This window comes from Lysinibacillus pakistanensis (genome assembly GCF_030123245.1).
Classification (GTDB): Bacteria; Bacillota; Bacilli; order Bacillales_A; family Planococcaceae; genus Lysinibacillus; species Lysinibacillus pakistanensis.
The window spans coordinates 4,150,600-4,162,816 of record NZ_CP126101.1; the positions used below are offsets into that span (position 1 = coordinate 4,150,600).

Annotated in this window: 16 protein-coding genes; 4 read left to right on the forward strand and 12 right to left on the reverse strand. The window is 36.8% G+C overall.

What is annotated here, in order from left to right:
* Nucleotides 1–377: 377 nt before the first annotated feature.
* Nucleotides 378–752, reverse strand: coding sequence for a HesB/IscA family protein (locus QNH24_RS20780; RefSeq protein ID WP_283869346.1), 375 nt, complete (start codon nt 750–752; stop codon nt 378–380).
* Between the two features lie 186 nt (nt 753–938).
* On the opposite strand from QNH24_RS20780, the gene QNH24_RS20785 reads away from it, so the two are divergent.
* On the forward strand, nt 939–1,631 hold the full coding sequence (locus QNH24_RS20785; protein WP_283869347.1) for a DUF2225 domain-containing protein: 693 nt from the start codon (nt 939–941) through the stop codon (nt 1,629–1,631).
* Between the two features lie 49 nt (nt 1,632–1,680).
* On the opposite strand, the gene QNH24_RS20790 is transcribed toward QNH24_RS20785, so the two are convergent.
* Nucleotides 1,681–1,917, reverse strand: coding sequence for a NifU family protein (locus tag QNH24_RS20790; protein WP_004228295.1), 237 nt, complete (start codon nt 1,915–1,917; stop codon nt 1,681–1,683).
* Between the two features lie 83 nt (nt 1,918–2,000).
* Between QNH24_RS20790 and QNH24_RS20795 the strand changes: the two genes are divergently transcribed.
* Nucleotides 2,001–2,336, forward strand: a complete 336-nt coding sequence (locus tag QNH24_RS20795; RefSeq protein WP_283869348.1) for a YuzD family protein — start codon at nt 2,001–2,003, stop codon at nt 2,334–2,336.
* 67 nt (nt 2,337–2,403) lie between these two features.
* Here the strand turns inward: QNH24_RS20795 and QNH24_RS20800 are convergent, their stop codons facing one another.
* A complete protein-coding gene (locus QNH24_RS20800) occupies nt 2,404–3,471 on the reverse strand; it encodes an NAD(P)/FAD-dependent oxidoreductase (protein WP_283869349.1) in 1,068 nt (355 codons plus the stop codon).
* A 320-nt stretch (nt 3,472–3,791) separates the two neighbouring features.
* Here QNH24_RS20800 and QNH24_RS20805 point away from each other — a divergent pair, with 320 nt between their 5' ends.
* Nucleotides 3,792–4,028 carry a YuzB family protein gene (locus QNH24_RS20805; protein ID WP_283869350.1) on the forward strand — a complete coding sequence of 79 codons (237 nt, stop codon included), beginning with the start codon at nt 3,792–3,794 and terminating at the stop codon, nt 4,026–4,028.
* A gap of 84 nt (nt 4,029–4,112) precedes the next feature.
* Here QNH24_RS20805 and QNH24_RS20810 read toward each other — a convergent pair whose 3' ends face one another.
* Nucleotides 4,113–4,865: a TIGR01457 family HAD-type hydrolase gene (locus tag QNH24_RS20810; protein ID WP_283869351.1), complete on the reverse strand. Its 753-nt coding sequence runs from the start codon at nt 4,863–4,865 to the stop codon at nt 4,113–4,115.
* Nucleotides 4,862–5,314, reverse strand: a complete 453-nt coding sequence (locus tag QNH24_RS20815) for a DUF86 domain-containing protein (protein ID WP_283869352.1) — start codon at nt 5,312–5,314, stop codon at nt 4,862–4,864. The genes QNH24_RS20810 and QNH24_RS20815 overlap by 4 nt, the downstream gene beginning before the upstream one ends.
* 88 nt (nt 5,315–5,402) lie before the next feature.
* On the opposite strand from QNH24_RS20815, the gene QNH24_RS20820 reads away from it, so the two are divergent.
* Nucleotides 5,403–5,669: a DUF3055 domain-containing protein gene (locus QNH24_RS20820; RefSeq protein WP_283869353.1), complete on the forward strand. Its 267-nt coding sequence runs from the start codon at nt 5,403–5,405 to the stop codon at nt 5,667–5,669.
* Nucleotides 5,670–5,819: 150 nt separating this feature from the next.
* Here the strand turns inward: QNH24_RS20820 and QNH24_RS20825 are convergent, their stop codons facing one another.
* The 7 genes from QNH24_RS20825 to QNH24_RS20855 all read right to left on the reverse strand — a co-directional run bounded on the left by QNH24_RS20825 (nt 5,820) and on the right by QNH24_RS20855 (nt 12,173).
* Nucleotides 5,820–6,017: a hypothetical protein gene (locus QNH24_RS20825; protein ID WP_054770581.1), complete on the reverse strand. Its 198-nt coding sequence runs from the start codon at nt 6,015–6,017 to the stop codon at nt 5,820–5,822.
* Between the two features lie 8 nt (nt 6,018–6,025).
* Nucleotides 6,026–6,580 carry a D-glycero-alpha-D-manno-heptose-1,7-bisphosphate 7-phosphatase gene (locus QNH24_RS20830; RefSeq protein WP_283869355.1) on the reverse strand — a complete coding sequence of 185 codons (555 nt, stop codon included), beginning with the start codon at nt 6,578–6,580 and terminating at the stop codon, nt 6,026–6,028.
* 830 nt (nt 6,581–7,410) lie between these two features.
* On the reverse strand, nt 7,411–7,764 hold the full coding sequence (locus tag QNH24_RS20835) for a YutD family protein (protein WP_283869356.1): 354 nt from the start codon (nt 7,762–7,764) through the stop codon (nt 7,411–7,413).
* A gap of 33 nt (nt 7,765–7,797) precedes the next feature.
* A complete protein-coding gene (gene lipA / locus QNH24_RS20840; RefSeq protein WP_283869357.1) occupies nt 7,798–8,721 on the reverse strand; it encodes a lipoyl synthase in 924 nt (307 codons plus the stop codon).
* A gap of 105 nt (nt 8,722–8,826) precedes the next feature.
* Nucleotides 8,827–9,636, reverse strand: coding sequence for a sporulation protein YunB (gene yunB / locus QNH24_RS20845; RefSeq protein ID WP_283869358.1), 810 nt, complete (start codon nt 9,634–9,636; stop codon nt 8,827–8,829).
* A gap of 23 nt (nt 9,637–9,659) precedes the next feature.
* Nucleotides 9,660–10,769 carry an HD-GYP domain-containing protein gene (locus tag QNH24_RS20850; protein ID WP_054770579.1) on the reverse strand — a complete coding sequence of 370 codons (1,110 nt, stop codon included), beginning with the start codon at nt 10,767–10,769 and terminating at the stop codon, nt 9,660–9,662.
* Nucleotides 10,770–10,805: 36 nt separating this feature from the next.
* The gene (locus tag QNH24_RS20855) at nt 10,806–12,173 is read right to left on the reverse strand and encodes a bifunctional metallophosphatase/5'-nucleotidase (protein ID WP_283869359.1); all 1,368 of its coding nucleotides are present in this window, start codon (nt 12,171–12,173) and stop codon (nt 10,806–10,808) included.
* Between the last annotated feature and the right edge of the window lie 44 nt (nt 12,174–12,217).

Sequence of the window (12,217 nt, forward strand, 5' to 3'; positions counted from 1 at the left end):
GTTAGTATATTTCTTCACAAATTTGATTATAACACATCCAAATAACATGCTTCATAAAGGTGTTGATACTGTTAACCTGTATATCACCATCACTTAAATGAAATTGCTCGCAAAACATAGTCTTAACGTACATTAATTCAGGTGTAAAACCAATAGAACAAGTTTGAAAAACATAATCACTGAATCCCCTTGATCGCAAATAATTCCAAGCGGTAGGCCGATTATGTACGGACATAATTAATTTTCTCGCTTCCTCATTCTTGCTCTAAGCCGGCCGTTAATAAAAAAAGCGCTTCTTTCATATCGAATTTCAATACGTAAGAAAGCGCATTTAGCGTATATATTCAAATATCCTATAAAAACCAACTAACAATTAATTATTCACAAACCTCAGGCGTACCTTCACGTTTTGCTGCTCTGAAAGACGTACCGCAGCCGCATGACGCAATGGCATTTGGATTATCGATGGTGAAGCCACCGCCCATTAGCGATTGTTTATAGTCAATTTTTGTTCCCATTAAAATCGGCGCATCTTCGCGGGAAACAAGAATTCTTAAACCATGTTGTTCATCTTCAATATCATCATCTTTTTTCTCTTTATCAAAATGCATCCCATAAGACAGACCACTACAGCCTCCGCCATTCACAGCTACACGTAAAAAAGAACCTTGCTCTTCGTTATGCTCCATCATTTCTTGAATATGAAAACCAGCTGCCTGTGTAATTTCAATTACTTGCTTTAAACTTGTCATCCCAATCACCTTCCTTCTTATATAACATCATATCAATTTTGACCATTGTATGACAAACATTCAGCTTCGAGCGTATTTTTAGCAATAATTCTAATATTTTTCACATAAATAGTATTTTTTATTCATGTTTATAGAAATTACATTGGTATAATAGTTATAACGATGTCGATGAAAGAGGTAAAAAATATGGAGATTTCACCTTATTACGAAAAAAAAATTCAATGTCTTAATTGTAAAAAAGATTTTCCTACGTTAAAAGTCCGCTCTAAATTCATTAAGGTCGACCATACAGAAACGGACTTTCAGCCTATTTATGCTGATGGGGTTAATGCTCTTTACTATAATGTTTTTGTTTGTGAGCACTGTGGCTTTTCCTTTACAGAAGACTTTACCAAATATTTTGCACCTGGTATTCAAGATGAAATTCGCACGCAAATTACTGAAAAATGGGTACATCATGATTTTAAAGGAGAGCGTACTGTATTTCAGGCAATTCAAGCCTATAAGTTAGCCTTCCTTTGTGGCACCATCAAAAAAGAAAAATTTGTTGCCATAGCTGGTCTCGCATTACGTCTCGCATGGCTTTATCGTTCCCTTAACAATAGCGGTCAGGAGCAGCGTTTTATGAAATTGGCTCGGGATCAATATATGGAGTCCTATTCAACAGAGGATTACAGCTCAACCCAGATGTCTGATGTACGTATTATGTATATGATTGCAGAACTATCAAGACGTATTGGTGATATTGAAAATGCTACTCGCTTCTTTTCAAGGGTCATTGAAAAGCAAAGCATTGGTGGGGAAGCAAAAATTATTGATATGGCAAAAGAGCAATGGGCTATTATCCGAGAAGAAAAAGAACAGTCACGCCAACACTAAAAAGAAAAAAGTTCTAGCTTGAATGGTCAGCTAGAACTTTTAAAATTGTTTAGAATACTTGCTCTACCTCAACGATACCAGGTACTTCTTCTAATAATGCACGTTCGATACCCGCTTTAAGCGTAATCGTTGAGCTTGGGCAACTGCCACAGGCGCCTAGTAAACGTAATTTTACAACGCCGTCCTCTACATCTACTAATTCACAGTCTCCACCGTCACGTAGTAAGAATGGGCGTAATTTATCTAATACCTCTTGTACTTGGTCGTTAATTGTTGCTTCAGCCATTTATCTCGACTCCTTTCCTTATAATGATTATAATGTTAGCAACAGAAAAAATCCAATATAGTATCACGGGGAGAGGAAATACAATGGGACAATTGAAACCAATGATCGAAATTTATGGAACGGCAGTTATCTGCGCTAGCTGTGTAAACGCACCTTCTTCAAAGGATACATATGAGTGGCTACAGGCAGCGATTAATCGAAAATATCCAAACCAAGCTTATGATATTCGTTATGTAGATATCGAAGGTCCAATTGAGAATGAACGAGATCAAGATTATGCAACTCGCATACAAGAAGATGAATTTTTCTATCCATTAGTTTTAATAAATAATGAAGTAGTGGGAGAAGGATATGTGCAATTAAAGCCTGTCTTTTCAGCGCTTGAAAAAATGGGCTTCACTCCAGATGAAACCGTATAAAAAATAAAATGGATTGCTTCAAATAATTATAATTGAAGCAATCCTATTTTAGCTCTAAATGGCTAGTTTAATCGTTTTGGTATTTATACAGCCATAATAGTCCTGATTTCATCAATCGAGCTATACGTCCTGTTACAGTCGTGTCTGCTAAATAAGCAAACCCCTGTTTTTTACCAAGTGATCCCATAAAGCCTTTTAATTTAATATCTGGCATCTTCTCTGGTAAATTTTCACCTTTCCAACGCATACGAAGCACTTTCACAATATGTTCTGCTTGTTCCTCAGCTAACTGAGCACTAGGGGAAAAATCAGAAGAAGCACAATCCCCAACAACATATACATGCTCATCATCAAGGACATTAAAATATTGCGTTACTAGTGGACGACCTTGCTTATCTTTTTCAACATCCATCTCACGCACAATCTTCACTGGCTGTACACCAGCAGTCCAGACAACCGCATCAAGTGGAATTTCATCTTCATGATTAAAGATTTTACCAGGCTCAACCTTTGTGATATTAGAATTGGCAATGACATCAACATCATGCTTCACAAACCAAGCCTTCACATAGTTACTCAATTTTTCTGGGAAGTCCTTCATAATACGTGGACCACGGTCAAATAATTTTATCTTTAAATCTGCCCGACTTTCACGAAGCTCACTTGCAAGCTCAATCCCACTTAAACCAGCCCCTACAATTCCGACTGTAGAGCCTGCTGGTAAACCACAAAGTGCTTGGAAGGTTGCACGTGATTTCGCCATAGTCTGAATGCTATATGTGTACTCCTCTGCACCTGGTACACCGTGATATTTATCTTCACAGCCAAGACCTACGACTAAATCATCATATTCAATACGTTGCCCATCTTCTAGAATGACTACTTTTTCAGCACGATCAATGTTAACGACTTCTCCATATACAGCCGTTAAACGTTCATGCTCCGGGAAGCTTACACGAATTTCTTTATCTGTTGAAGTCCCTGCTGCTAATGCATAAAATTCTGTTTTTAAACTATGGAAAGGGGCTCTGTCTACTAGCACGATTTCCGTGTCTAATGGAAGATTGTTTGGTAACAAACGAAGCATGACACGCATATTGCCGTAGCCGCCACCTAAAAGTACTAATTTTCCCATAATAGTCTCCTTTTATACCTCTTATAATAATTGTTCACAAAGTATCCACAAATGAGTATAACCGATTGTGAGATGTTTCACAATATAAGAATGCAATTTTGTGAAAGATTTCACAAAATAAATGATTACCTGCATTTTTCGAATGATTTTCGTAGTATTTGCATTTCACCATTACAACCCTAATTCCCCTCATAGTTCCCTTCAATACCTTTTTTTCAAGAATTTAACTAGAAATTAAATTCCTCCTTAGCTCAAGATAAACTTAAATTATTGACGAAAGTTTTAAAAGCGAGTAGCATTACTTTGGTGAGGTGACATGTATGAATCCAATGGTTGAATTTTGTGTAAGTAATTTAGCAAATGGCTCTCAAAAAGCATATGAAATATTAGAGCGTGATCCAAACATCGACGTTCTGGAATATGGCTGCCTCAGCTACTGTACGAAATGCTCAGAATCCTTTTATGCAATCGTCAATGGCGAATTAGTGGAAGCTGACTCCCCTGAAGCGTTAACAGATGCCATTTATCAATTTATAGAAGAAAATCCTTTATGGTAGACGATAAAGAACAACTATAATAAATTTGAACATATGAAAAGGATGTTATGCCAAAATTTCGACAAAACATCCTTTTTAATTTTATTAAATTAAAGCCTCTATAACATATGTTGGCTGCTGTTCTTTTTCTAACACACTACTTGTTGGTGTTACACCCGTATTAACATGAATAGTATCACAGCCAAAACGAATACCACACATGATATCTGTATCATAATTATCGCCAATCATGACCATCTCTTCTTTTGTAAAACCGTGCTGAGAAGCAATCATCTCAAGCATCGCAGGTGATGGCTTACCAATATAAATGGGTTCAACATCAGCAACCTCCCCAACTAATCGAGCAAACGCCCCATTTCCAGGAAGGAATCCATATTCAGTCGGAAATTTAATATCTTGATTTGTTGCGATAAACGCTGCACCTTTTTGAATAGCAATCGTTGCCTTGGCAAGTGCCGTATAATCCAAGGTGCGATCAATACCCATAACGAACACCTCTGGCTCTTCCTCAACAGGCTCAATACCTTCATTTAATAACGCTTTACGAATACCATCAGAGCCCATCATGGCAACTTTTTGACCTGGAAAGTTTCGCGCAATATATTTGGCTGTCACCAATGCACTTGAGTAAATATGTTCAAGAGGTGCATTTACACCAACGGCGATTAAAGCCTCCTGCAGCTGCTCTCTAGTCTTAGAGGAATTGTTTGTAACATAGAAAGGCTCAATACCAATTTCCTGTAAACGTTGAATAAAAGAGATTGCAGAAGAGATGCCCTCTTTTCCACGATAAACTGTACCATCTAAATCAAAGCAATATGCCTTATAGTTTTTCATTGATGATCCTCTGGTAAAAATGCAGATACTGGGCCAAGTTCATTTGTTAAATAATCATTTACGGCTGGTGGGAACTGCTTTAATGCAGGTAGACTTGCTGTTAACACATCGATTACTTCCTGAATATCGACCTCTATAAACTCACGAACAAGCATTTTACGTAAGCCAACAACTGCTTTTAATGGCGCTTCCATTTCTGTTGATACAACTTTTTCATCGATTAATATATCAATAATATCCTCATAGCTTCCCGGATCACGCATAATGAAGCCGTCTATCATCAAATTTCCAACATCCATCATTGACTCCATAATATTGTGACCAATTCGCTCGATTGCTAATTTTTTAATATCATTTTGCAGCCAATTATCTTCTGCCTCTAAAATAGCTAATAATCCATCTAAGTACTGTAAATTTTTTGTGATTTTATTACGATCTACAAAATACACAAGGAAAGCCCCCATTCAAATCTTTAAAAGTTGATAGTCTTTTCTCTTCTATAGTACCATATCTATAGGACTGGAAGGAGATTAAAAGATGGAACGTTTTTTTTTATATGATGATGTAGAGGATACAAAAACACGCTTTGTCAGTTTTGCAGGAAAGAAGCTTCGTTATGATTTAGCTATTTTGCAATCGGGTCGTTTTTTTGGTAAAGTGCTTGTCATGGATATTCAATTTGGACGCTTCGCCATTATTGGTCCAGACGATATAGAAGAGCCTGGCTATCTTGAGCATGTTTACAATCGTTCAGAGGAAGAAACTGTTGAATTACGAGAATATTTACGTGAATTATTGAATTAACACCCTTTAAAAATAGGGTGTTTTTTTATAAGAGACCCATTAAGAATTGCCTACAAAAAAATTCCGCTTTCTACAGGCATATTGCATGTAAAGCAGAAGATAGCGGAATTTTTTGGTAACAATCTTAAAAACAATTTATCCAACCATAAGCTAATCATTAGTCAAAATAGAAGGATTATCTTGATTTCGTGGCTTATCTTTATTTTCATTATCGTTTTGCTTTTTGGCTTGATTATTTTGTCCAATAACCCCTAAGTCGTCGACACTAATATCAAAACCATACCCATACTCCTCGCGGTCTACTGTTTTTTTATTGTGCTGTTCTTTAGTCAAGTTCATCACCTCCATTTAGTAAACTATCCTTTTTTATATGATTTATACGTGACTCCTTGTGCATCTTCAATTATCCAATTAGCTGCACTTATTAAATCTGGAAAAATTGCGTCTGCTAATGGATCTCTTTCCCCTAAAAAAACACCTTTGGTTCCTGCCCGTTTTCCCGCTATAATATCCGTGTCCGTATCTCCCACCATATAGGATTTGGATAAATCAATATTATACTTTTCCCCAAGGTCTACGATTAGTTTACTATTGGGCTTACGGCAGTCACAGCCCGACTTTGGTTTATGTGGACAATAGACTACTTCGTGTATAATGGCACCGTCCTTTTTTAATTCCTTCATCATATGCTCATGTATTTTTTGAAGCTTTGACTCTTTCATATACCCTAAGCCAACCCCACCTTGATTAGTTACCACAAATATATAGTCAAAGTACTTATTTAATTTTTTTATAGCCTCTGGCACACGGGGCAGGAAATAAAAATCCTTGGGCTTATTCACAAACTTAACACGATTCGTTAACACCTCATTAATTACACCGTCACGATCTAAAAATACAGCTTTTTTCATCTTAGCAACACACCTTTAATTTTAAATATACATTTATTAGTGTGCCCCAAATTACAAAAAATCATCTTTTACAAATTTAAAAACCTGATGCAAATGGCATCAGGTTTTTCCTGTTGTTGAAATACTATTATGTCAATGAAATCAAGGTGACAAATTAAAAAGTATATCCCTTTTTCAAAACGAGGGGTTGATCTCCGTTCCGACTGAGTGCTTTCCTGGGGGCGTCCGATGAGCCGCTTCACTCGCGCTCCAGGGTCTCATCTGTGACGCTGAATCCCCAAGGAGTCACTCAGTCTACACTCCAATCAACCATTGCTCATAGTATTTTCATTGGCATTTCACATAAATGTATAGTGATAAATTGAAGTCTTAGCCATCACTATTTTTGTGCAAAAATGGAGCTTTGATAACATTTTTCTATGTAAATGCAGAGCGACAGTAATAAGTGGCTTTATGTAAAGTGACAAATTAGTTTTATGCATAAAATGAAAGCTGAAAGCTATAGAATTGTACCACTTTTCTATCCATGTTAATGGTGGTTAGTAATATGCTTTTACTTTACTTTTGAAGGAAGAAAATATTTAAAATTCTACACTATTGCAGATTGGAGTGCAAGGCTACTCGACTCCCGTGGGATAGCGAGACAGACGAGACCCTGCACGGAGCGTCAGCGCAGGAAGCGGCTCGTCGCTCGCCCACTGGAAAGCGAGTAGCCTGGAACGGAAATCACCTTCATTTTGACTAAATATTCACAAAGAGTCCCTTGACCATTTAGTTTTTCAACACTATGAAAAACCCTGATGCAAATGGCATCAGGGTTTTGTTGTTGTTTATTCCAGTATTGGCTCATTTTCAATTGGCTTTGTCACTTCGTTATCTTCACCAATAACCTCTTCTTGTTGGTAAATAGCTTTACCAGATTTACGTAATACGAAATAGGCACAGCCAAAATTACAAAACTCATATAAATAATCTTGAAGCGTACTAATTTTCGTATCGAAAGTGGATTTTTGATTTTTATCATCAAAAAAGCCTTTTAAGCGTAATTGATTATAGCCCCAATCGCCCACAATATAATCGTATCTGGCTAAAATATCTGAGTATCGCTCATTAAATACTTCCTCTTGAAAGGCGTCTCGGTAATCTTCAATAATCTCATATTCATATCCATCAATAATAATCAAAGTGACACCACCTATTCTATGACAGCTTTTGCTTTATAATTCTGCTTGTAATTGTCGTTCTTTTGTTGCTGCATTCACTTGCTCATCAGCATGATAGCTACTACGCACAAGTGGGCCAGCCTCGCAATGCTTAAAGCCTTTTTCCATCGCAATTTTACGTAGCTTCCCAAATTCTATTGGAGAATAGTACTTTTTAACAGGCAAATGCTTTTTCGTTGGCTGTAAGTATTGACCGATAGTCATAATATCTACATTATTTGCTCGTAGATCATCCATTACTTCCAAAATTTCTTCATGTGTCTCACCTAAGCCGATCATTAAAGAAGACTTTGTAGGGATATCTGGCTGCATTTCTTTTGCCAAGCGAAGGAATTCTAAGGAACGCTCATATTTTGCACGTGCACGTACTCTAGGCGTTAAGCGGCGCACCGTCTCAATATTATGGTTTAAAATATCTGGCTTTGCGTCCATTAAAATTTGCAGGTTCTCTTGTAAGCCACCTAAATCAGATGGTAGGACTTCTACAGATGTAAACGGACTCTTACGTCGAATCGCACGCACCGTTTCAGCTAGTACTTGTGCGCCACCATCCTTTAAGTCATCACGCGCAACCATTGTAATAACAACGTGCTTCAAATTCATAATGGCTACCGAATCTGCTACACGCTCTGGTTCAGCTAAATCTAGCTCATTTGGCAAGCCCGTTTTAACGGCACAAAAACGGCAAGCACGCGTACAAACAGAACCTAAAATCATCATTGTTGCTGTACGACGTTCGCCCCAGCACTCATGAATATTAGGACAGCGTGCTTCCTCACATACTGTATGCAGATTTTTTTCACGCATCAGTTTTTTTAGCCCTTTATATTCATCATTTGTGTTTAGTTTAATTTTTAGCCAGTCCGGTTTTCTTAAATGTTCTTCCTTATTTGTGCTTGTAGGTTTACAAGATGTCATACGAATATCGCCCCTATCAAAAATGTGCTTTTTTTATATTAACTATCTTTACTGTTGTCAATGTAACATATTAAAGGAACGGCAACAACTATCACAGCAACTTTTCTATTTATCAAATGGTATAGGTATTTCAAGTGATGGCTGAGTCCCCTCAGTACCATTTGTATAAACATTAGGCACAGGCCCCCTTGTCAACCCCATTGCGACTGGGATATCCTGCGTAATGGTTGAGGATTTACTAGCGAATGGGACAATGATTTGTACATTTACCTCTATACGAATTCCTACTTCCACAAACGCACTGTTAATACCATATTCCGTTATGGAAGAAGTAACATCACTATGCACATTACCAATTACATGAAAGCGTGCTGGAATTTTAGGACCTAAATTCCCCAGTAATGGAATATTAGCTGCTTGGCTTATTGGTATATAAAAGACAATCCCATTTCCTTCTTTTATTTTATTTAAATCATATTCAATATTATCGAGATCTGGCAAACTCGATAAATCTCCTAGTTCTGCTTGCTCCAAATACATTTTTACTTGCTTTACTGTGTCTGCACGTACTCGATTAATGATTTCTGTATTAATTTTCAAATCAGAGCTGCTGTTGGGAGATACTTCTACAAGAACGTCATTAATATCTAAAACATTTAAAGATGCTTTGCTCACAACATAGGATGCAATTTTATTGGTTTGTACTTCAGCATATTGTAAGTAGGTGGGCATAAGTCGCTCGTTCAAAAAATAAATGAATAAAGAAACACCTATAATGATGCTTACGATTAATAAGGTCAAACGATTTAACCGTTTTCCCTTTTTTCTATAGCTACCATAATGACTATAATTACTATATGATCTCAATTTCATTCTTTTTCGAGGGAAAAACAAAAAAATCTCCTCCTGTTCCATAAAATATGAACAGGAGGAGATTTTTATTCGACCTTGGACGGTACAACATAGTCTGTTTCTACACATTCAATTGTTAAGCCAGGGTAATCCACTAAATTAATTTCATATGTAGCTGATAATAATTGATTTTGCTCCTCAAAAACACGAATAAATGGTAATGCAGCATTCAAAGTATTTTGTCTTGATACGATGCCTCTACGATTATCCGATAATTTTAAAATAACCCCATTTGGATAATGGACAACCGCCTTTTTCAAAGCTCTTACAATACGTGCATCATAAATAGTACCTGCACCCGCCTCTACAATTGCTAGGCCCTGTGATGGTAGCATTTTCTCACGGTAAACTCGATTTGTGGTCACCGCATCAAAGACATCAGCGACACCAATAATTTTAGCAAACGGATGAATTTCGAAATCAACTAAGCCTCGAGGATAGCCACTGCCATCAATGCGTTCATGGTGCTGGAATGCACAGTGAGCTACTAGCAATGATATAGAATGTAAATTACGTAACAAATCAAAGCCATAACGTGTATGCTTTTTCATCGTATCAAATTCCTCATTGGATAAGCGTCCGGGCTTTGTGAGAATTTCCTTTGGTACCATTAGCTTGCCTACATCATGTAACAAAGCACCAATGCCAATCAAACGTAAATCCTCTGCTGAATATCCAAGCTCCTTCGCAATAGCTATCGAATAGAGCGTAACCTGAAAGGAATGTTGATATAAATATTCATCAAATAAATATGCATCTGTAAGTATTGTTAAAATTTCATCATTTCCAGTAACTGCTGACAGTAACTCATCTACAATTGAGACAATCGCTTTTGACTGCTGGTCAAGTATATAAGAGGCATTCACTGGATTTAATCCATCCATTGATTGAAAAGAACTCTTAATGGTTGAAACTGCCTTATTTCGCATTGCAGTTGGAACGGTTTCCTTTACTTCAATCCCCTCAGAAATTTCATCATCTATATATAGATAATGCATATTTAATTCCTGAAGTCTTTGAATAATGCGGTCATTTATCACAACATCCTTCTTTAATAAAGGATGTCCAGCCTCATTCCAAATAGTTCTTCCTAATACCATTCCTTCTTTTAATACATCGATTGAAATTAATCGCATGACCTCTTCCCCAATCCATTCTAAAAGCATTGATTTCTACGGCTTAAAAATTCTTTGCCCATAATCTATCATTATATTTCGTAAAAATTCTGGTAAAATATATTTTTTCTTCGCATATTTAAAACTTGGATAAAAATAACCAAATGTAAATAAATCAAGTGTTACTAATTTATAAATTCGTTCGTTATCTGCAAGCTTTCCATTGATAAGCAACTGACGATCCTCATTCATGGAAAAGCCATAAGTCAGCATCTTTCCAAAGATTACGCCCCTAAATCCTAGACCTTTCAACTCAATATAGGGCCACTCTTCATTTTTGGATTGCTGGAATATTTCTTTCATTTCTGCAACCGTTAATTCAATCGTACATAAATTAATTGGATGTGGGAAAATCCTATGCAAGTCCAGTGCAGTTACAGTTCCCTTTGGTAGACCATCTAAAAATATTCCCGCATTAAATAATGCACAGTCTGCTCCGCTTTTATCTAAGATGGCCCGTGCAAATAAATCGGATAATTGCGAATAATGGAACCATTCCTTATTGTACGATTTTTCCGTTGTAAATATTGGGATATCTAGTAATCGCTTGCCTTCTTCCTCATATGACTGTACAATATCTATCTCATTTTTAACCTTTGGCAAATCCTTATTATGAATTAAACTATCCTTTTTTTCAACAATTTTCCTCAGTTTTTTATCATATTCTACCACAAGATGCCCTGTATATTGTCCAAATTTTCCTCCACCTGTTAATAAAACGCCATTAACAAGCTTTCCATTCGGAAGAATATGATGGGTATGTGAACCAAAGATTACATCTATTTCCGGGCACTCATCTGCTAAAAGCTCATCCTCTGTCACACCTAAATGTGACAAACAAACTATAATATCTACTTTATTACGAAGCTGAAGAGCCAGCCGAATTAGTGTTCCCCGAGCATCGTCCATTTGCCATTTTAATTCTTTATAATAAATTTCAAACATAGCTGTCGCTGCAATAACTGCCAGCTTAGTACCATGTGTAGTGGTTAATATAACATAGGGCTTCATCCAAAAAGGATTACTTCCCTGTGAGGCATAGACATTGGCAACAACAACCTCAAACGTTGCCTCATCATACAAATGATATAGCTCTTCGTGAGACAATGTTATACCCTCATTATTACCAATGGTCACAACATCGTAACCTGCTTCATTTAGCAGTTTCACATTACCCTGACCGATTGTAGCCTCTGTATAAATATTGGAACGATCTAAATGATCTCCTACATCAAAAAGAAAACTTGATTCGCCCAATGTGGCAAGCGCCATACGCTGCTCTTTCACATAATTTTGCATTCGTGGCCAATACTTAAAATGACTGTGCAAATCATTCGTGTGAAAAATATGAATTTTTTCCAGCATTTTAGCCACCTCTTCTTTTCATTTCACCTTATTATCTCAACAAG

Coding starts and splice junctions, on each gene's coding strand:
- QNH24_RS20795 (WP_283869348.1), top strand. CDS start 2,001: ATGGGACAATTGAAACCAATGATCGAAATTTATGGAACGGCAGTTATC.
- QNH24_RS20805 (WP_283869350.1), top strand. CDS start 3,792: ATGAATCCAATGGTTGAATTTTGTGTAAGTAATTTAGCAAATGGCTCT.
- yunB (WP_283869358.1), bottom strand. CDS start 9,636: ATGGAACAGGAGGAGATTTTTTTGTTTTTCCCTCGAAAAAGAATGAAA.
- QNH24_RS20820 (WP_283869353.1), top strand. CDS start 5,403: ATGGAACGTTTTTTTTTATATGATGATGTAGAGGATACAAAAACACGC.
- QNH24_RS20785 (WP_283869347.1), top strand. CDS start 939: ATGGAGATTTCACCTTATTACGAAAAAAAAATTCAATGTCTTAATTGT.
- QNH24_RS20780 (WP_283869346.1), bottom strand. CDS start 752: ATGACAAGTTTAAAGCAAGTAATTGAAATTACACAGGCAGCTGGTTTT.
- QNH24_RS20830 (WP_283869355.1), bottom strand. CDS start 6,580: ATGAAAAAAGCTGTATTTTTAGATCGTGACGGTGTAATTAATGAGGTG.
- QNH24_RS20810 (WP_283869351.1), bottom strand. CDS start 4,865: ATGAAAAACTATAAGGCATATTGCTTTGATTTAGATGGTACAGTTTAT.
- QNH24_RS20825 (WP_054770581.1), bottom strand. CDS start 6,017: ATGGAGGTGATGAACTTGACTAAAGAACAGCACAATAAAAAAACAGTA.
- QNH24_RS20790 (WP_004228295.1), bottom strand. CDS start 1,917: ATGGCTGAAGCAACAATTAACGACCAAGTACAAGAGGTATTAGATAAA.
- QNH24_RS20850 (WP_054770579.1), bottom strand. CDS start 10,769: ATGCGATTAATTTCAATCGATGTATTAAAAGAAGGAATGGTATTAGGA.
- lipA (WP_283869357.1), bottom strand. CDS start 8,721: ATGACATCTTGTAAACCTACAAGCACAAATAAGGAAGAACATTTAAGA.
- QNH24_RS20855 (WP_283869359.1), bottom strand. CDS start 12,173: ATGCTGGAAAAAATTCATATTTTTCACACGAATGATTTGCACAGTCAT.
- QNH24_RS20800 (WP_283869349.1), bottom strand. CDS start 3,471: ATGGGAAAATTAGTACTTTTAGGTGGCGGCTACGGCAATATGCGTGTC.